The organism is Falsirhodobacter sp. 1013, assembly GCF_051195255.1.
In the GTDB taxonomy this organism is placed as follows: Bacteria; Pseudomonadota; Alphaproteobacteria; order Rhodobacterales; family Rhodobacteraceae; genus Falsirhodobacter.
The window spans coordinates 18,979-37,306 of the sequence record NZ_JBNJLK010000023.1 but is presented as its reverse complement, the minus strand read 5'-3'; the positions used below and the strand labels follow the sequence as shown (position 1 = coordinate 37,306).

Annotated in this window: 15 protein-coding genes and 3 pseudogenes; 7 read left to right on the top strand and 11 right to left on the bottom strand. The window is 61.1% G+C overall.

All coding sequences use genetic code 11. The annotated features are described in order from the left end of the window. Positions 1 to 267: 267 nt before the first annotated feature. The 5 genes and pseudogenes from ACSHZY_RS17685 to ACSHZY_RS17665 all read right to left on the bottom strand — a co-directional run. Positions 268 to 414 (bottom strand): annotated as a pseudogene (locus ACSHZY_RS17685) (IS256 family transposase); the annotation flags it as partial. A gap of 40 nt (positions 415 to 454) precedes the next feature. Beyond that, positions 455 to 1,542 (bottom strand): IS3 family transposase gene (locus tag ACSHZY_RS17680; protein WP_435171392.1). Its coding sequence is split into 2 segments (ribosomal slippage): positions 455 to 1,281 and positions 1,281 to 1,542, totalling 1,089 coding nucleotides; the frame shifts between segments, so codons are not numbered across the junction. A gap of 268 nt (positions 1,543 to 1,810) precedes the next feature. Then, a complete protein-coding gene (hmpA, locus tag ACSHZY_RS17675; protein ID WP_435171390.1) occupies positions 1,811 to 2,998 on the bottom strand; it encodes an NO-inducible flavohemoprotein in 1,188 nt (395 codons plus the stop codon). Positions 2,999 to 3,040: 42 nt separating this feature from the next. Further along, entirely contained in the window at positions 3,041 to 3,622 is a 582-nt protein-coding gene (locus tag ACSHZY_RS17670) for a glutathione S-transferase family protein (protein ID WP_435171388.1), read from the bottom strand. Beyond that, positions 3,619 to 4,776, bottom strand: coding sequence for a YbfB/YjiJ family MFS transporter (locus ACSHZY_RS17665; protein WP_435171387.1), 1,158 nt, complete (start codon positions 4,774 to 4,776; stop codon positions 3,619 to 3,621). Before ACSHZY_RS17665 ends, ACSHZY_RS17670 begins: the two co-directional genes overlap by 4 nt. A 100-nt stretch (positions 4,777 to 4,876) precedes the next feature. Here ACSHZY_RS17665 and ACSHZY_RS17660 point away from each other — a divergent pair, with 100 nt between their 5' ends. Then, complete coding sequence (locus ACSHZY_RS17660; protein WP_435171385.1) at positions 4,877 to 5,782, top strand: LysR family transcriptional regulator; 906 nt, start codon at positions 4,877 to 4,879, stop codon at positions 5,780 to 5,782. A 104-nt stretch (positions 5,783 to 5,886) separates the two neighbouring features. On the opposite strand, the pseudogene ACSHZY_RS17655 reads toward ACSHZY_RS17660, so the two are convergent. Beyond that, a pseudogene (locus tag ACSHZY_RS17655) lies at positions 5,887 to 6,369 on the bottom strand (IS3 family transposase); the annotation flags it as partial. On the opposite strand from ACSHZY_RS17655, the gene ACSHZY_RS17650 reads away from it, so the two are divergent. After that, positions 6,362 to 6,796: a hypothetical protein gene (locus tag ACSHZY_RS17650; protein WP_435171383.1), complete on the top strand. Its 435-nt coding sequence runs from the start codon at positions 6,362 to 6,364 to the stop codon at positions 6,794 to 6,796. The pseudogene ACSHZY_RS17655 and the gene ACSHZY_RS17650 overlap by 8 nt on opposite strands. Positions 6,797 to 7,025: 229 nt before the next feature. Beyond that, positions 7,026 to 7,580: pseudogene (locus tag ACSHZY_RS17645) on the top strand (integrase core domain-containing protein); the annotation flags it as partial. A 178-nt stretch (positions 7,581 to 7,758) separates the two neighbouring features. On the opposite strand, the gene ACSHZY_RS17640 reads toward ACSHZY_RS17645, so the two are convergent. Next, positions 7,759 to 8,379, bottom strand: a complete 621-nt coding sequence (locus ACSHZY_RS17640; RefSeq protein WP_435171381.1) for a TetR/AcrR family transcriptional regulator — start codon at positions 8,377 to 8,379, stop codon at positions 7,759 to 7,761. 96 nt (positions 8,380 to 8,475) lie between these two features. Between ACSHZY_RS17640 and ACSHZY_RS17635 the strand changes: the two genes are divergently transcribed. From ACSHZY_RS17635 to ACSHZY_RS17620, 4 genes are all read left to right on the top strand, one after another. Beyond that, positions 8,476 to 9,465, top strand: a complete 990-nt coding sequence (locus tag ACSHZY_RS17635) for a zinc-dependent alcohol dehydrogenase family protein (protein WP_435171380.1) — start codon at positions 8,476 to 8,478, stop codon at positions 9,463 to 9,465. Between the two features lie 287 nt (positions 9,466 to 9,752). Then, positions 9,753 to 10,043 carry a metal/formaldehyde-sensitive transcriptional repressor gene (locus tag ACSHZY_RS17630; protein ID WP_435171378.1) on the top strand — a complete coding sequence of 97 codons (291 nt, stop codon included), beginning with the start codon at positions 9,753 to 9,755 and terminating at the stop codon, positions 10,041 to 10,043. Positions 10,044 to 10,335: 292 nt separating this feature from the next. Then, positions 10,336 to 11,445: an S-(hydroxymethyl)glutathione dehydrogenase/class III alcohol dehydrogenase gene (locus ACSHZY_RS17625; RefSeq protein WP_435171377.1), complete on the top strand. Its 1,110-nt coding sequence runs from the start codon at positions 10,336 to 10,338 to the stop codon at positions 11,443 to 11,445. Between the two features lie 394 nt (positions 11,446 to 11,839). After that, positions 11,840 to 14,500 carry a hypothetical protein gene (locus ACSHZY_RS17620; protein ID WP_435171375.1) on the top strand — a complete coding sequence of 887 codons (2,661 nt, stop codon included), beginning with the start codon at positions 11,840 to 11,842 and terminating at the stop codon, positions 14,498 to 14,500. Positions 14,501 to 14,854: 354 nt separating this feature from the next. Here ACSHZY_RS17620 and ACSHZY_RS17615 read toward each other — a convergent pair whose 3' ends face one another. The 4 genes from ACSHZY_RS17615 to ACSHZY_RS17600 form a co-directional block, all read right to left on the bottom strand. Then, positions 14,855 to 15,424: a type 1 glutamine amidotransferase domain-containing protein gene (locus ACSHZY_RS17615; RefSeq protein WP_435171373.1), complete on the bottom strand. Its 570-nt coding sequence runs from the start codon at positions 15,422 to 15,424 to the stop codon at positions 14,855 to 14,857. A 30-nt stretch (positions 15,425 to 15,454) separates the two neighbouring features. Further along, complete coding sequence (locus ACSHZY_RS17610; RefSeq protein WP_435171371.1) at positions 15,455 to 16,594, bottom strand: glutathione-independent formaldehyde dehydrogenase; 1,140 nt, start codon at positions 16,592 to 16,594, stop codon at positions 15,455 to 15,457. 459 nt (positions 16,595 to 17,053) lie between these two features. Further along, a complete protein-coding gene (locus ACSHZY_RS17605; protein WP_394442442.1) occupies positions 17,054 to 17,347 on the bottom strand; it encodes a putative quinol monooxygenase in 294 nt (97 codons plus the stop codon). Between the two features lie 111 nt (positions 17,348 to 17,458). Further along, complete coding sequence (locus tag ACSHZY_RS17600; RefSeq protein ID WP_435171369.1) at positions 17,459 to 18,199, bottom strand: SDR family oxidoreductase; 741 nt, start codon at positions 18,197 to 18,199, stop codon at positions 17,459 to 17,461. Positions 18,200 to 18,328: the final 129 nt, after the last annotated feature.

Below are 18,328 nucleotides of genomic sequence, written 5' to 3'. Positions count from 1 at the left end.
GGGGCGGCATGGGCCTTTGCGGTGGGTGTCGTGCTGTGCCTGCTGATCTACGGCCGCGACTTCTTCCGCGGCGAGACCGATCGAACCTTCGTCAAGGACAACAGCGCAGCCGAATAGACGCCGGACCCGCGCCGCGAGAGGCGGCGCGGGTTATCAAGAGCGGTCCCCATTAATGAAGCGGATGCGTTCTTGCCGTTCGAACGATGATCGGCGGGAGTGTCTGAAACTCTGTGTATCTGACCGGGCCCATACGGTTTTCAGATACAGTCAGGCGTCGAAGCGCCCGGCGAACATTATGGCCAGCTGATTGCGGGCCGCAACCCATTCACGAACCGCACGACCGCCCTTCTCGAAGTTGCGGATGGCCAGGTAGATCAGCTTGGTCGCGGCCTCCTCGGTGGGGAATGAGCCCTTGGGTAATCATCCCCTTTTTAACGGGTTTTGGCCGTAGAGTTTACGCAGCCATTTTCAGTTTCTGTGCGGGTGTGATGCCGCCGATGCCCATGTTGGGTCGCTCGTTGTTGTAAGTCCAGAGCCAGTCGGTTGCGATACTCTGTGCCTCCGCGATGGTATCAAAGATGTAGAGGTCCAGCCATTCATGGCGGACGGTGCGGTTATATCGCTCAACATAGGCGTTCTGCTGCGGCTTGCCGGGCTGGATGTGGGTCAGGGCGATGCCCTGCTTTGCAGCCCAGATCGCCAGTGTCGCGCTGATGTATTCGGGGCCGTTGTCTACCCTAATGGCCATAGGTTTGCCGCGCCACTCGACGATCTGGTTGAGCGCCCGGACGACGCGTTCTGCGGGCAACGAGAAGTCGACCTCGATACCCAGGCCCTCGCGGTTGAAGTCGTCCAGAACGTTCAAGAGGCGGAACTGGCGGCTATCAGCCAGACGATCCGCCATAAAATCCATCGACCACACGAGGTTAGGTGCGTGCGGGACAGTAAGCATGTCCGGCTTGTCCCGTTTGATCCGCCGCCGGGGTTTGATCCGCAGGTTCAATTCCAGCTCGCAATAAATCCGACGCACTCTTTTGTGGTTCCAGATGTGGCCGCGAACATTGCGCAGATACAGAAAGCACAAGCCAAAGCCCCACGTCCTATGCGCCTTGGTCAGGCCTTCGAGGAGATCCGCGATGGTCTCGTTCTCGGCACAGCGCCTCGGACTGTAGCGAAAGCAGGTCTCGCTGACGCCGAACGTCCGGCAGGCCAGCGCAATGCTGATCCCCTTTCTCGCCACCGCCTGCGCGGCCAACTCACGGCGTTGAGCTGGCCGCATTACTTTTTTCCAAGCGCCTCCTTGAGCAGGTCGGCCTGCATGCTCAGATCCGCAAACATGCGCTTCAGCCGCCGGTTCTCATCCTCCAGCGCCTTCATCTGGCTCATCATGGACGCGTCCATGCCGCCATACTTCGCGCGCCATTTGTAAAAGCTCGCGCTGCTGATCCCGTGCTCGCGGCACAGTTCCGGCACCGCAACGCCGCCTTCGGCCTGGCGAAGCACCGCCATGATCTGCGGTTCGGTAAATCGGGTCTTCCTCATTCGAATCTCCTCAGCTCACGCTACGAGAAAATTCTACTGCCGCATTCCCTTAACCATGGGGAGGATTACCGGGACCGATCATCCCCTGAAATATGTGCCATGACCAAGAATACCACCGTCGCCCAAACCTGTGAATCTTGTTTGAGTTTTCACACGGTCTGGTTCGATTTCGAACAGGGTGACATGACGTCTCAGAGTCCCAGGTGGACCTTCAAGAGGCCGAAGACACCACCCCGCCAAGTAAGGTGGTGTTCGTGTCCGTCATTGATTAAGCGGCGATCTGTTCGTCAGTCGGTCCGAACACCTCGAAATGCATGCGCTCAGGAGGGACGCCGGCCTTCCGCAGTTCCGAGACAAAGAACGTCAGGAACGGGCGGGGTCCACACAGGTAGATGTCGGCCCCGGAAAGGGGAGTGTTCTCCTTCAGCCAGTCCATCGTGATCCTTCCGGGCCGCACCGGGGAATCCTGCGCGCGCGGATCGCTATAGAAGGTCGCGACATGCATCCCGCTGACACGCGCCGCCGCCGCGATCTGGGGGCCCAATGCATGGGCGGACGCGTTCTGCGTGCCATACACAAACCAAGCCTCCGCACCCGGATGCTCTGCCGCGATGGCCTCGGCCATGGCGACCATGGGCGTCAGACCGACGCCTCCCGAGAGCAGGATGACAGGTCGTTCCAAGTGATCGGGCAGGAAAAAGTCTCCTGACGGCGGGGTGCATTCCAGCACATCTCCTATCTGCACGCTTTCGTGCAGCAGGCGCGATCCGCCCTTTCCGTCAGCCTGCTGTTTGACGGTGATGCGGAAAATCTGCCCGTTCGAAGCGCAGGAGATGGAGTAATTGCGCTTCATGCCATTCGACAGCCGAAGGGTGAGATACTGCCCGGCCTTGTGACGCAGGACCACACCTCCGTCTTCTGGGCGCAGGATGAACGACATGATCTGGCCACTTTCGCGGATCTTCTCTGCCACGACGAAGCGACGCCAGCCGGTCCAGCCTCCCTCGGCCCTGTTCAACTGATCGCGCAGTGCGGCTTCCCGGTCTTTGAGAATATCAGCGAGGAACCAGTAGGCTTCGCCCCATGCCGTCAGAATGTCCTCAGTCGCTGCATCACCCAGCACATCCTGAATGGCTGTCAGCAGGGCCTCGGCCACGAATGGATAGTGTTCGGGCAGGATATGGAAGCCGACATGTTTCTGTGCGATCCGCTCGACCACGGGCGTCAGCACGGAAAGGTCCTCGATGTTACGGGCATAGGCCAATATTGCCGCTGCCAAGGCATGAACCTGATGGCCGTCCTCGCCCTGATTGGCGTGATTGAACAGCGCGCGGATTTCCGGATCCTGAAACAGCCGGGCATACATTGCGGCCGTGATGGCTGCTCCGTGTTCGGCCAAGGCAGGAACCGTGGCTTTGACCACGGCCACGGTGGTTGACGATAGGGGCTTGGGCATGATGCGCTCTTTCTAATTGCCTGTGAGGATCTTTGACCCGGGTCAGGCAAAGGACGTGTTTTGAAGGGCGGCGCGATTTTGTTGAGCCGCAAAGAACGTGTGGAGCGCAGGGTAACGATCCGAACTGAGGTCGATAACACTGCGGAAGCGAATATAATCGAGCGCGATCCACAAGCAGAGGCGCGACAGGCTCCAGCGCGTATCCTCGGTCACGGCCGTCTCCATGGCTTGCAAGCCGCGCCCGAGAGATGCCTGGCGGCGGTCTTGCAGCGTGGTGCCCGCGTCGCCGCAATGCTTCTTGTGAATGGTGAAGGCGAATGCCAGTTCCATCATCCCATAGGCAACACCAAGCTCGGAGATCGTGCGAACATCTTCCGTTTGAAGCCCGGCATCATGACCTGCGCTCGTGATCAGGTGTTGAACAATCAGCAGCGTCTCCGTCAGAACGTCCCCGCTGTCATTTTCCAAAGCAGGAACGCGGCTCAGGGGATTGACCCTCATCAGTGCAGGCTGATCGGCCCAGGGATCGACCCATTCCAGTGCAACAGTGCCCAGATCCAGTTCCAGAGCGGTTGCCCGCACCAGGCGGGCAAAAGGGGACGTGCCGTTGAGGTAGAGTTTCATCGCGAAGCCTCTTTCTGGAGAAGAAGTTTGGAGGTGAGGGCAAGGACTGCGCCCATCCCGAGAACTACGACCGACAGAACCAGAGCGGTCTCATAGCGCTGTGCCGACGTCGCCGCGATAAACATGCCGCTCATCATCTGGCAAAGCGCGAAGAGCGCGGTCCCGCCGGCCCAAAGCGCGAGGTAACGGTCGGGCGGTGCCGCTGCGGACAACGCGCCCGATGTAAGGATGACGACACCCGGCGTCAGCATTCCCACGATGAACAGCGACAGGCTGGCCGTGAGCGGATCGGTTGCGACGAGAACAAGTGCGACCCCGAGAGCCTTGAGTGCGAAGGCGATCCACAAGGCGTTGGAAACCGACAGGACCCGACGGAGAACCATGACGAAAAGGGGACCGAAGCAGGCACCGATGCCGAACATCGCCCAACTCAGGCCCACCTGTCCCTCGGTATGTCTATAGGCCCGGCGGAGCATGTCCGGCAGGTAGACCGTATGCATGACAAACCCCAACGCATCGAAGCCATAGGCAAGGAGAATGAGATACACACCCCAACCCGTGCGAGACACAGACCCTTCGGATGATGATCGCGGCGCAATATTCCGCTGCAGGAAGCCGCTGCTCCACCACAAGGCGGCAAGTGCCACCCCGGAAAAGACCATCAGCGCGACGATGCTGACTTCGATCCCGTAGGCCAGCACCTGCGGCAGACAGATAGCGGCGAACAGCGCGCCGAGACCGATGCCCACGAAGACTATGGGCTGAAACTGCTTGCGGTCGAGTGCGGCGAGCTGGCGGCCGGCGGCGGCCGTCGCCACGACCATCAGCAGAGCACCACCGACCCCTGCGAGGAAACGCATGATCCAGAACCACCCGACCCCGAAAGGCATGATGAGCAGATCGTAGGAGAGAAAGACGAGTGCTCCCGACAGCACGCACAAGGTGCGCTCGTTCGTCAGGCGCAGGGCAGGTTTGGCTAGAAGCGCGCCGACAAGATATCCGACGAGATTTGCCGCCCCCACCGTTTGGGCGGCTTCCACGTCCAGCCAGCCGTTTCCCACCAGTTCCGGGATGAGAGGACTGAAGGCGAAGCGCCCCAGTCCCAGTCCGAGGAACATGGCACTGATGGCAAAGATGAGCACAGACCGCAGCATAACACCTCCGCTTTTAACAGCGGCTATTGTGATGCATTGATTAAGCGAATAGAAATGCATTAACTAGCAACATTCCATCACTTTTAGTGATAGTGATCTCATGCATATCAAGTCGCTTCGAGCATTCGTCACGGTCCTGGATCAGCAGAGCTTCCAGGATGCTGCGGCGGTTCTGAACACCGTGCAGTCGAACATGACGGCTCACGTCCGGAAGCTGGAGGCTGAACTCGGCTGCAAGCTGATCGAGAGGGCGGGCACGATCCGTACCACCGCCGACGGAACCAGATTGGAACGGAGGGCGCGGGAGATTCTGCGTCTGCACGATCTCGCGGTGGCGGACCTGCGGTACCAGGGGAAGGTCGCTGGCACTCTTAGGATCGGTGCCATGGAGACCACGGCGGCGCGCCGCCTTCCTCCTGTTCTCCTGCGCCTTGGACAAGACTGCCCCGAGCTGCGGCTCTCCCTCACGGCCGGCAGCACGGGTGTTCTGCGGGACCTGATGTTGCGTCGCGAGATCGACTGCGCCTTCATGGCGCGTCCGATGGAGGGAGCCTTTGTATCGGAGCCCGTCTTCGAAGAAACCCTGCTTCTGGCTCGTCCAACATCCTCTGCCGACCCCTTTCACCCCGAATTTCTTGCGCAGTATCCCCTCCTCGCATTCCGCACCGGTTGCACCTATCGGGAACAAGCCGAGCGGATGTGCGAGCATGCGGGCATTGCACCGGTCATTCATGAGTTCGGATCGCTGGATGCGATCGTCGGGTGCCTGCATGCCGGCATGGGCCAGGCTGTTTTGCCTGCGAGTTACCTGAAGGGTGTATCAGGTTCCGATGCACTTCACAGCTATCCTCTGCCCCGACACCTGGCCGAATGCCCCACCTATCTCGTGCGAATTGCGGGCAACGAAAGTCAAACGGTGGATATGCTTGCCCATGTCGTAAAGACTGCATCCAGAGCGGACATCGCCAAAAGCTTTATTCAACAAGACGCAGAAGGGACGGACTAATGCCTCACGTGATAATCGAATACTCAGGAAACATTGCGGAATGGGGTGATCGAAAAGCGATTACCAAGGCCGTTCATGATGCACTTTGAATAGCCCCGAGTTTCTTAGACGCCTTCACGTCTCATCATCTGCTGCCGCTCGAACTCGGCGGGCGACAGCATCCCGTTTCTCGCGTGCTTGCGCTTCGGGTTGTAGAACATCTCGATGTAATCGAACACATCCTGCCTGGCGTCGTGGCGTGTCCGGTAGGTCCTACGCGTGATCCGCTCGCGTTTCAGCAGGTTGAAGAAGCTTTCGGCGACAGCGTTGTCATGGCAGTTGCCGCGGCGGCTCATCGAATGCTCCAGATTGTGGGCACGCAGGAACGCAGTCCAGTCCATGCTGGTGAACTGGCTGCCCTGATCCGAGTGGATCAGCACCTTTCCCTTCGGCTTGCGTCGCCAGACAGCCATGAGCAGCGCCTGCAAAACGACATCTGTCGTCTGCCTGCTTTGCATCGACCAGCCGACCACGCGCCGGGAATACAGGTCGATGACCACCGCGAGGTAGGCGAAGCCCTCCTGCGTCCGGACGTAGGTAATGTTTGATCGCACGACGCTGTTCGAATTCGGAGGGCTGCGCGACCGTCAGCGCGACTTCATCGACTGGGTACTTCGCGCCTCGCTCGAGGAGGGCGTCGAGCCCGAGGAGGTGATCACCGACGAAGCGGCGACCCTGCTCGCCGCGCGGCTGAAAACGCCGCTCCAGCTCAGCCGCTACCTCGTCCGCGCGTTCGAGGCCGGGTTCGGAATCGGTGCCAAGCCGATCGACGGGACCATCGTCGACGGCGTGCTGTCGCGCCGCCTCGACGACATCGAGCCCGAGCTGAACCGGCACGGCTACGACGTGAAGGCGCTGTGCGACCAGTTCGACGCCAAGCCCGCCGAGATCCGCAAGCTCATGCGGGGCGAGCTGGAAGGTGCTCGCGCGACCGAGCTCACCGACGAGATGCGCGTCGCCGGATTGCCGATCTGAACGTCTCACTTAATGCGCGCCGGTCGATCGCCTTCTCGCGTCCGTCTCACACAGAGCGCGCTCGTTCTCAAACAGCGTGGCTTCAGACCGACCTACAATTTCACGGAGCGTGCGTCAGAACGAGCCTATAATCTCGCGCCGAGCCGATCATCATTGCAGGCCGTCACATCTAGGCGACGTTGGGGATGAGCGAGCGGCGGGCATGCGCGGTTGTCGCCGTAAAGGATGAAGGCGCGCTACAGGCAGCCGAGTACCCGCGCCGGTGCTGGCGCTCCCGAACCAGCGCTGAAGCTTGGACTTCGTGCACGGCCAGCTCGTCACTGGCCGGTGGTTCCGCGTACTCAACATCGTCGATGACGTGACGCGCGAATGCCTCCGGCCGGTGGTGGGCACGTCGATCTCGGGCCGGCGTGTCGTGCGCGAGCTGGCCGATCTGATCGCCGAGCGTGGCAGGCCGAAGATGGTCGTCAGCGACAATGGGACCGAACTGACCTCGAACGCGGTGCTCGCCTGGTCGGGAGATGTCGGCATTGAGTGGCATTACATCGCGCCGAGCAAGCCGACAGCCAACGCGTTCATCGAGTCTTTCAACGGGAAGTTCCAGGCGGAGTGCCTGAACCAGCACTGGTTCCATGAGCCTCGACGACGCTGTTCGAAAATGCGAGGCTTGGCGCAGAGACTACAACGAGGTGCGGCCAATAGCGCCATCGGCAACAAGCCGCCGATATCGCTAGTAAACCGGTCAGCGGCACATGGCCCGCCACTGCCGGTAGGAGCTGGATGACGGCCCGCCAGGTGGTCCAAGAACGGGTAGCAGCTCAACCGGTCAGTCTCTGGTCGCAGCTGTATTAAAGAGCGGGGGTCAGGTCAATTCGGGCATACGGACTGGGCTCGGAGTGGGCTTGGTTGTAAGTCGACAGATGTTTGTTGCAAGGTCACCGAGGACGATCTCGCCTGGACGATCACACCGCAGCCGGCCATCTATCGAGTGCCATTTTGGCGATGGAGAGCAGTTCGTTAATCGTAGCGCCGTCGCGCGCTTGAACGGACATGCCTTCCATGACCGTATTGATGAATTTGCCTAGGACGGCCGGATCGGCATCGGCCGCAAGCTCGCCCTGCGCGGCGCCGCGATGCAGACGCTCGATCAGGAGGGCCTCCGCCGCGATACGCTTGTCGCGCAGCAGGCATTCGATGGCGGCGGACGCCGGCGACACGGCTGCCGCTGCCGAATACATGAAGCAGCCAGCCGGCGTTCCAGGCTCCGAGAACGATGACGCCGCTCGCTCTAGCAGGCCTTTGACGGCCTCGAAGGTGGACAACGCCGGGTCGTTGATGGGGGCATAGAGGTGGACGCTGAACGTGGCGGCATAGCGCTCGATCACCGCCGCGAACAGCCCCGCCTTGTTGCCAAACGCCGCATAGAGACTGGCGGCGGCGACGCCAGTCTCCGCCACCAGATCGGCCATCGAAGTCGCCTCGTAGCCGCGCTGCCAGAACAGCCGTACCGCCTTGTCGAGCGCTGCGTTAGTGTCGAACGCGCGAGGGCGACCTGCGCCGCGACGTGCTTTCGTCTCTGTCATGTCTGACGCCTGATATGGAATGATCGATAAATAATAGCTTGAACCTCGTCGCTGACCTCGATACAGAACGATCGTTCAATAATCAAGGAATGTCCCATGAGCCGCATCGTTCGAATCCACGAATATGGCGACGCCAGTGTCCTCAAGATTGAAGATTTGGCAGTGCCCGCGCCCGCGGCCGACGAGGTGCAGATCGCGGTCAAGGCGATAGGCATAAACCGCGCCGAGGTGATGTTCCGCAACCATGCCTACCTTCAGGAAGCCGAGTTCCCGAGCCGCCTTGGCTATGAGGCTGCCGGCACCGTCGTTAAGGTCGGCGCGGACGTGACCGGGTTTGCGGAAGGCGAAGCCGTCAGCGTCATCCCCCCGCTCGATATCGCGCGCTGGGGCACCTATGGCGAGGTCGCCAACGTGCCCGCCCGCCTCGTCGTCAAGCATCCGGTGGCGCTGTCGTTCGAGGAAGCGGCGGCCGTGTGGATGCAGTATGTCACCGCTTGGGGTGCGCTGGTGGAGCAGGCGAAGCTCGGCGAGGGCGATTTCGTCATCGTCACGGCTGCGTCCAGCAGCGTCGGCCTTGCTGCCTTCCAGATTGCGCGGATGGTCGGCGCGACGGTGATCGCAACGACGCGTACCGGCGCCAAGCGCCAGGCCCTGCTTGATGCCGGTGCACATCATGTCGTCGCGACCGGGGAAGAGGATCTGGTAGCGAAGGTGATGGAGATAACCGATGGTGCAGGTGCGCGCGTGGTGCTCGATCCGGTCGGAGGCCCGTCGTTCGAACCGCTGACCGCGAGCATGGCGCGCGGCGGCATCCTGCTCGAATATGGCGCGCTCAGCGGCGAGCCGACGCCGTTCCCGTTGTTCTCCGTGCTGGGCAAGAGCCTCACGCTCAAGGGTTATCTCTACAGCGAGATCGTCTCGGACGATGCCGCCCTCGATCGCGCCAAGGCGTTCATCGTGGCGGGACTGGAATCGGGCGCGCTCAAGCCGCGGATCGCGCGCACCTTCCCGCTCGACGCCATCCAGGACGCGCACCGCTTCCTCGAATCGAACGACCAGATCGGCAAGGTCGTCGTCACGGTCTGACCGGCAATTCTGGGGGAGCGAGCGATGGCTCCCCCCTCCCGGACACAGGATCGGACCCTCAGCGCCCATGCCGTCGTTGCTTGTGGCGCAGGCTTGAGAGCATGACCGCTCCTCCTCCGCGTGCCAGACCTGTATCAGGGCAACATGGCGGCTATGCCTGCCCGATCGGGGGGCGAATTTTGAAATGGGGCGGGGACCCTCGCCTGATTACAGAAGCGCCAGTCTCTGGATAGGATTGAAACTCCCCCCCTGTATAGTATGCTGAAGCGATTTCTCGGGAAAGCGCGATGCCACATTCATCAGAGGACAAGAAGCGAGCCATCACACGCTTGCGGCGCATCAAGGGCCAGGCGGACGCTCTGGAACGCGCGATCGAAGCCGGGGCCGATTGCGCTCCCCTGCTGCAGCAAATTGTCGCCATGCGTGGCGCGACAAATGGACTGATGGCAGAAGTGATGGAGAGTCACCTGAGGGAAACATTCGGTGTCGGCGCAGATCCGGCCGTCAAAAGCGAGGGAGGCGATCACGATGATGACGTGGAGGGCGTAATGAAAATTCTGCGTACTTATCTTAAGTAACGATTTCAGGCTGTTTTTCTGCCTGTGCTCTCCCGCAGTCAGAGCAAAAACCTCGTATCCAGCCAACCGCCCCAAAGCGCAGACTGCGGCGTTCGGGACCTCGATGGAGGTCTGCGAAGCGAAGCCAGCCCCTGGATGCCTCCCTGGTTCGAGATCCTCACTGGGACACCTCTTGTATACTGGCGGGGGTATGATAAATATACTCCCTGCCAGTATGGGAACGTCGTCGAATTTGCGATGACGCAACGGCCTCGCACCGGCAATCAGCTTCAATCAACGAGGGTATCCCAACATGAAATCTCGCGCCGCTGTAGCCTTCGAGGCGGGCAAGCCACTCGAAATCGTCGAGATCGATGTCGCCCCACCCCGGAAGGGCGAAGTGCTCATCCGGGTGACGCACACCGGCGTGTGCCACACCGATGCGTACACGCTGGCGGGCAGTGATCCGGAGGGCGTTTTCCCGGTGGTTCTAGGCCACGAGGGCGCGGGCATCGTTGTCGAGGTCGGTGAGGGCGTCACCAGCGTCAGCCCGGGCGATCACGTGATTCCGCTCTACACCGCCGAGTGCGGCAAGTGCGACTTCTGCGTGTCGGGCAAGACCAACCTGTGCGTCGCTGTCCGCGAAACGCAGGGCAAGGGCTTGATGCCCGATGGCACCACCCGCTTTTCGTACAATGGCCAGCCCCTCTATCATTACATGGGCTGTTCAACCTTCAGTGAATATACTATCGTCGCCGATGTCTCGCTCGCCAAGATCAATCCCGAGGCTAACCCCGAACATGTCTGCCTGCTGGGCTGCGGCGTCACGACCGGCATCGGCGCAGTCCACAATACCGCCAAGGTCCAGCCTGGAGACTCGGTCGCCGTGTTCGGCCTGGGCGGCATCGGCCTCGCGGCGATTCAGGGTGCTCGCCAGGCGAAGGCGGGTCGCATAATCGCCATCGACACCAATCCGTCCAAGTTCGAGCTGGCACGCCAGTTCGGTGCGACCGAGTGCATCAACCCCAAGGACCACGACAAGCCCATCCAGCAGGTGCTGATCGAGATGACGGGCTGGGGCATCGATCATACCTTCGAGTGCATCGGCAACGTCCACGTCATGCGCGCCGCGCTTGAATCAGCGCACCGTGGCTGGGGTCAGTCGATCGTGATTGGCGTTGCCGGCGCGGGCGAAGAAATCTCCACCCGTCCATTCCAGCTCGTCACGGGCCGCGTATGGAAGGGGTCCGCTTTCGGCGGCGTCAAGGGACGGACACAGCTCCCCGGCATGGTCGAGGACGCGATGAGAGGCGATATCGATCTGGCCCCGTTCGTAACCCACACGATGGGTTTGGAGGAGATCAACGAGGCGTTCGAACTGATGCACGAAGGCAAGTCGATCCGCACAGTCATTCACTACTGACCCGCCGATCCGAGGCGGCGCCAAGCGCTCGGATCGACAAGCCAGCCTTCATCATGGCCCGACCCCGGCCATGATGAAGCGCGCCCTGGCAACTGGACAACGCGCCGCGATGGGGTAACAACCGCCGAAGTGCGATCGTTACACGCCGATAGCGGCACGGACCAGGGGGCGGCCTGGCCCTGGCGCTTCGCTGCCGGGTGCGTGGCCTCGTGGCGCGACCCAACGGGAAAAACGTTTTGTCGCAACCTTTGTCTGAAGCTGGAAAAATATTTCAAAGGTGCCGAACATCGGGCCAGCCTGGCCGTTGGATGTATTGTGTCGGAAATAAATTCATCTGTTACCCCGACTGTGATGAAACACGGGCCGCACGGGCGGATATGGCAGGAAGACTGAATTGAAGAACAAGGATAGACACGCGGCGACGCCGGCCATCGATCATGGGCATGCGGGGCCGCCCGCTTGCGTGCAGGTTCGCGGCGCGCGCCAGAACAACCTAAAAAATGTGGACGTCGATGTACCGCGCGACGCCTTCGTGGTGTTCACCGGCATATCGGGCTCGGGCAAGTCATCGCTCGCGTTCGGCACCCTTTATGCCGAAGCCCAGCGGCGTTATCTGGAATCGGTTGCGCCCTATGCCCGTCGCCTGATCGACCAGGCCGGCGTGCCGGAGGTCGACGCGATCGACGGATTGCCGCCTGCGGTCGCGTTGCAGCAGCAGCGCGGCTTGGCCAACGCGCGATCCTCGGTCGGCAGCGTGACGACGCTCTCCAGCCTGGTGCGGATGCTCTATTCCCGCGTCGGCGAATATCCGCGCCATCAGCCCATGCTCTATGCGGAGGATTTCTCCCCCAACACGGTCGCGGGGGCCTGCGCGACCTGCCACGGCATCGGCCGCGTATATGATGCGACCGAAGAGACGATGGTGCCAGACGACAGCCTCACCATTCGCGATCGGGCAATCGCCGCCTGGCCGACCGCCTGGCATGGCCAGAACCTGCGCGATATCCTCGTTTCGCTCGGCTATGAAGTCGATACGCCGTGGCGCGACCTGCCGAAAAAGGATCGCGACTGGATCCTCTTTACTGACGAGGCGCCGACGGTGCCGGTCTATGCGGGCCTGACGCCCGAACAGACCCGGACGGCGCTCAAGCGCCGCATGGAGCCGAGCTATCAGGGCACCTTCACCGGCGCACGCCGCTATGTGCTGGAAACCTTCGCCAACACCAAAAGCGCGCTGATGAAGAAGCGCGTCTCGCAATATATCATCGGCCGCGATTGCCCGACCTGCGACGGCAAGCGCCTGAAGCGCGAAGCCCTGTCGGTCAAATTCGCCGGCCTCGACATTGCCGAGTTCGGCGACCTGACGGTGCTCAAGCTGAAGGACTTGCTCACGCCCGTCGCGCGTGGCGAATATGGATCGACCTTCGCCGCCTCAAAGGGCCATGTTCTGGAAAAAGCGGCCCGCGATGCAGCGGTCGAACAACGGGTTGCCGCGGGCGGCTCTGCGCACAAGAGCGCGCCCGACGTGCGCCGCACGCCCAACCTCTCCGACGAAAAGCGGATCGCCGCCCAACGCCTTGCCTGCGAATTGATCGAGCGTCTCGAGGCGCTGATCGATCTTGGCCTTGGCTACATTTCGCTCGACCGCAGCACGCCGACGCTCTCCTCCGGAGAGCTGCAGCGCTTGCGCCTTGCCACCCAATTGTCGTCGCAGCTTTTCGGCGTGGTCTATGTGCTTGACGAGCCTTCGGCGGGGTTGCACCCGGCAGATGGCGAAGCCTTGCTCACTATCCTCGAGCGTCTCAAGGCGGCGGGCAACTCCCTGTTCGTCGTCGAACATGATCTCGACGTGATCCGCCACGCCGAATGGCTGGTCGATGTTGGGCCAGGAGCCGGGGAAAAGGGCGGAGAAGTCCTCTACAGCGGGCCGATAGAGGGGCTTGCCGACGTCGAGACTTCGATCACCCGCCGCTACCTGTTCGCAGAGCCGCTCCGCAGTGAGCGCACACCCCGCGATCCCAAGGCATGGCTACGTCTGGAAGGGATCAGGCGTAATAATCTCCATGGTCTCGACGTCGAGTTTCCCATCGGCTGCTTTACCGCTGTCACCGGCGTTTCGGGATCGGGCAAATCCAGTCTTGTCAGTCAGGCGCTGCCCGAGCTTGTCACGGAACACCTCGGCGGCTCCCCCGTGGCCGACGAGGCGGATATCGATCCGCTGCTCGATGTTGCGCAGAACGATAGTGAAGGACGCATTGTCGCAGGCATGGAGCATGTTCGCAGGCTGGTGCGGGTCGATCAGAAACCGATCGGCCGCACGCCGCGCTCGAACCTATCCACCTACAGCGGCATGTTCGATCATGTGCGAAGGATCTTCGCTGATACCCCGCTCGCCCGCCGGCGACACTATAGCCCGGGCAGGTTCTCGTTCAACGTCGCGCAAGGCCGCTGCCCGGTGTGCGAGGGCGAGGGATACGTTATGGTGGAGCTGCTATTCCTGCCGAGCGTTTTTGCGCCGTGCTCGACCTGTCATGGCTCTCGCTACAACCCGCAAACGCTCGAAGTAGAATGGAACGGGCGCAATATTGCCCAGGTGCTCGAACTGACGGTCGACGATGCGTGCGATTTCTTCGCTGGCGAGGCATCCGTGATGCGCTCCCTCGATGTAATGCGGGAGATCGGTCTTGGCTATCTGAGGCTCGGACAGCCGGCGACCGAGCTGTCTGGCGGGGAAGCGCAGCGCATCAAGCTGGCGGCTGAACTGCAACGCGCTCAACGCGGCAACACGATCTACATCCTCGACGAGCCAACTTCGGGGCTTCACCCCTCCGATGCGGACCGGCTGATGCAACATCTGCAGGGCCTCGTCGACGCCGGCAATACGGTTGTAGTCGTAGAACATGACATGCGCGCCATCACACAGGCGGACTGGATCATCGATCTGGGACCGGGGGCCGGGGAAGATGGTGGCCGTATCGTTGCCAGCGGCGTCCCTGGCGTCGTTGCGGAAGCGGAAGGCAGTCTCACCGCCCCCTATCTTAAAGCGGCGCTGTAGGTCGTGAACCTAGTCGGTATCCAGGTCGCAAGAACAGCAGAGCTAGTGTGGTGGCGGTCGGTCGGCTGGGACCGCCCGGTAACGGTCGGGAGGCCACGAGGCGACCGAACCTAGAGTCGACTATGTGAAAGAACCCGGACGCTACAATGGGTCAAGCCTAGAAGCCTATCAGAGCCGCCGAGGAGTTCACCGCGGCTGACGCGACTTAACGTTTGACTGCTCGTCCGGCGCGCCGTGTTCGTCTGATACGCGGCGTAGCGGATGACCATCATCAGCGGCCATCCGCTACGCCTGTCTCGCGTGGACCTTCTTCCGTGAGCGGGCCTCAAATGGTTTGCCGAGGCCGCCCCGTCTTTACTTGCCGGCTGCGAGCCCAGCGCTCACGCCTGCCGCGACTTCCTCTATGAGTTTGGCACAGAAGGCGGGTAAATCATTGGGGTCGCGGCTTGTGACAAGGCCGTTGTCGACTACGACTTCGTCATTGACCCATGTACCGCCGGCGTTCTCGATATCGACCTTCAGCGTTGGGTAGGACGTCAGGGACCGCCCCTTAAGCACGTCAGCCTCAATCAATGTCCAGGGTGCATGGCATATAGCCGCAACCGGTTTTTTTTGATCGAAGAAGGCCCGGATGAAACCAATTGCCTCGCCGCTACCGCGCAGCTTGTCGGCGCCGACAGTCCCTCCGGGCACGACAAGGCCGTCGAAATCGTCGGCTTTGACCTCGGCAAACGTCTTGTCGATAGTATAGCTGCCGCCCTCGTCAAGGTCGCTATTGACTGTGCGAGCCACGCCCGTTTCAAAACTGACCACGGTCACTTTGCCGCCAGCCTCCTCGATAGCTTGCTTGGGCTTCGAGAATTCTGGCTCTTCCGTCCCGCGGGGCGCGATCAGAACCGCAACCGATTTGCCCTGTAATGTCATAGCTATTTCCTTTTCCGTCAAATACTAAGGTCAGGCAGTCGGCTTGAGCACAACCTTGGTCCAGCCATCGTCGCGCGCATCGAAATGCTTGTAGGCATCTGGCGCCTGATCGAGCGGCAGTCGGTGCGAGATGATTTGCGCAGGATTGGCCCGGCCATGCTCGATAAGGTTCATCAGCCGCCGGTTATAATGCTTTACATTACATTGCCCGGTGCCGATCTTCTGCCCCTTGAACCAAAAGTTGCCGAAGTCGAACGCAATCTTGCCTTCCTTCTGGAGATCGTCGGGCGCCTTTGGATCCTTCGGGATGAACACGCCGACAACGCCGATACCGCCGGTGGCCTTCGTGCTTTTAACGAGGCAGTTCATCGTGTAATTGCTGCGCTCCTTGCCGTGGCGATCGCAGCACTGGTAACCTACCGCCTCGACCCCACGGTCGGTCCCGAGGCCGCCGGTTGCGTCTAGGATCTGCTGGGCGGGATCGCCCTTGCGCATGTCGATCGGAATCGCGCCCATCGCCTCGGCCAGTTTCAGGCGGTCATCGTGAGAATCGACCACGAAGATCTGAGCGGCACCGCGGATTTGGGCGGAGTGCGCGGCCATCAAACCGACCGGACCAGCGCCGTAGATTGCGATGCTTTCGCCGGGCAGGAAACCGGACAGTTCGACGCCATGCCAACCTGTCGGGAAGATGTCGGAGAGCATGACATAGTCGTCCTCCTTCTCTTTGGCGTCCTCGGGCAGCTTCAGACAATTGAAGTCCGCATAAGGAACGCGCAACAACTCGGCCTGACCGCCTTGCCACGGCCCCATCTCGGCAAAGCCATACGCTGCGCCGGCGGTTCCAGGGTTGGTCGTGAGGCAAAACCCCGTCAGACCGCGTTCGCAATTTTCGCAGAACCCGCAACCCACGTTGAACGGCATGCAGACGCGATCGCCCTTCTTGATCCGATCTACGGCAGCGCCGACCTCGATGACTTCGCCAAGGTTTTCGTGGCCGAAGACTCTGCCCTTCTCGAAGCTGGTACGGCCCTCGTACATGTGAAGGTCAGAACCGCAAATGTTGGTGGTGGTCACCCGGATGATTACATCGGTCGGTTTCTCGATCTTGGGATCGTCGATGGTATCCACGGAAACGTCTTTGGGTCCGTTGTATACGACAGCTTTCATGGATTTTTTCCTTTCGTAGCGCCGCTCAAGGCGTCATCAAGTCGAGCGCTTGCTGATGATCCGGTCCAGCGCAACGGCGAAGGAACTCGCATCTTTCCAACTGATCTCAGGGTCCTAAACCGCCTGATGCCTGATCGGTTCCTTCCCGTTCGGCAGTTCTCGGATCGATTTTCGGCGGCTTTTCGATTTCTTGGGCCGGGAATGTCTAAAAAAGCGGCGGATTGATGCACTCAAGAAATCCCTGCGAAAACAACGGCGCCATGACGGCGCAGTGCATAGACGCAGCCTTATCAGCAGCACCATCAAAAGCAGTATAAGCGCAAAAAGATAAGGCCATCCACTATCGCGGATGGCCTGTCGTATTGCTTCTATTGAGTTCAGAAGCAGGCGCGTCCATTCCAGAGGGCAGACGTCCCAAACCGTACAGTCGAACGGCAGCTTAGGGTGCCGACCGCTCCGCTATTTCGCGGCCAGCAGGGTGAACTTGTGAATCTGCGGCGGTTCAGAAAACAGTTCTTCCGCCTTGTCCATCAGTGCGGCGGCAACCTTGCCGTCAAGATGCGCCTGCCGATCCTCCTCTGTGTCGAACGTATCGAAGATCGCGTACGCACCGGGACCTTCCTCAATCGCATACCAGGTCAGGGTGCCCGGCTCAGCTTGAACGAGCGGCAACGCCGAGGTCAGAAAATCCGCGACATCGCTCTCTTTTCCGGGCTTGGCCTTCAGTGGCACATACAGCGCAAGTTTGGGCATCATCAACTCCTCAAGTTAAACGGACAGATATCATTCGGCAAAGTAACAGACGAGCGGGCCGGAACGTTCCCCAGAAGGCGGAGCACATGCGGCCGCGCCTCATCGTCGAAATCAGAACTGCTGTGCGGTCGGTCGGATGACGATCGCGTTGACGTCGACGTTATCAGGTTGTTCGACAGCGAACGCGATAGCACGCGCCACCGATGCCGCCGGGATGGCCTGCTTGTAGAAGTCGAGCACCGTCTCGGCAGCCGTGCCAGACGTCGTGAACTTCAAATCGCTTTCGACAGCTCCAGGCTCGATCGACGTGACACGGACCTTTTCACCCACCTCGTGGCGCAAGCCCTCGCTGATCGCGCTGACGGCGAACTTGGTGCCGGAGTAGACCGTGCCGCCCGGTGCGAAGACCTTGATGCCCGCAACCGAGCTCAAGTTGATGATATGGCCGCTGCCCTGCTCGAGGAAGCCGGGAAGGGTCGCTGCGATGCCGTAGAGCGTACCCTTCAGATTGACGTCGATCATCTGGTCCCACTCGTCGGTGTTGACCTCGGCCATTGGACGGATCGGCATCAGCCCGGCGTTGTTGATCAGCACGTCGAGGCGGCCAAAGTCGGCAATGATTGCGGCGACGACGGACTGGACCGCCGACTTGTCGGTGACGTCGAGCGCGTAGCTGCGTGCCGTGCCGCCGTTTGCGGCGATGTCCGCGACGACCTCGTCGAGCCTGTCCTTGCGCCGGGCGGCGATGGCCACCTTCGCGCCGCGTTCCGCGAGAAGACGCGCGGTTTCTGCGCCGATGCCGGTGCTGCCGCCGGTGATGAGAACGACCTTGCCTTCGATACCCTTGGTCATGACTGTATTCCTTCAAGTCAGGTGTTGATTTTTCGCCGGATCGCGGCTCCGCCTCAGCAGTAGCCGCGTGGATGAATGAGGCCCAAAAGGCCCACGCGAAGCGCAGGTGCCAACAGGCCGATCATCTGC

Coding starts and splice junctions, on each gene's coding strand:
- ACSHZY_RS17615 (WP_435171373.1), bottom strand. CDS start 15,424: ATGACATTACAGGGCAAATCGGTTGCGGTTCTGATCGCGCCCCGCGGG.
- ACSHZY_RS17660 (WP_435171385.1), top strand. CDS start 4,877: ATGCATATCAAGTCGCTTCGAGCATTCGTCACGGTCCTGGATCAGCAG.
- ACSHZY_RS17635 (WP_435171380.1), top strand. CDS start 8,476: ATGAGCCGCATCGTTCGAATCCACGAATATGGCGACGCCAGTGTCCTC.
- ACSHZY_RS17600 (WP_435171369.1), bottom strand. CDS start 18,199: ATGACCAAGGGTATCGAAGGCAAGGTCGTTCTCATCACCGGCGGCAGC.
- ACSHZY_RS17625 (WP_435171377.1), top strand. CDS start 10,336: ATGAAATCTCGCGCCGCTGTAGCCTTCGAGGCGGGCAAGCCACTCGAA.
- ACSHZY_RS17610 (WP_435171371.1), bottom strand. CDS start 16,594: ATGAAAGCTGTCGTATACAACGGACCCAAAGACGTTTCCGTGGATACC.
- ACSHZY_RS17630 (WP_435171378.1), top strand. CDS start 9,753: ATGCCACATTCATCAGAGGACAAGAAGCGAGCCATCACACGCTTGCGG.
- ACSHZY_RS17665 (WP_435171387.1), bottom strand. CDS start 4,776: ATGCTGCGGTCTGTGCTCATCTTTGCCATCAGTGCCATGTTCCTCGGA.
- ACSHZY_RS17605 (WP_394442442.1), bottom strand. CDS start 17,347: ATGCCCAAACTTGCGCTGTATGTGCCACTGAAGGCCAAGCCCGGAAAA.
- ACSHZY_RS17640 (WP_435171381.1), bottom strand. CDS start 8,379: ATGACAGAGACGAAAGCACGTCGCGGCGCAGGTCGCCCTCGCGCGTTC.
- ACSHZY_RS17650 (WP_435171383.1), top strand. CDS start 6,362: ATGTTTGATCGCACGACGCTGTTCGAATTCGGAGGGCTGCGCGACCGT.
- ACSHZY_RS17670 (WP_435171388.1), bottom strand. CDS start 3,622: ATGAAACTCTACCTCAACGGCACGTCCCCTTTTGCCCGCCTGGTGCGG.
- hmpA (WP_435171390.1), bottom strand. CDS start 2,998: ATGCCCAAGCCCCTATCGTCAACCACCGTGGCCGTGGTCAAAGCCACG.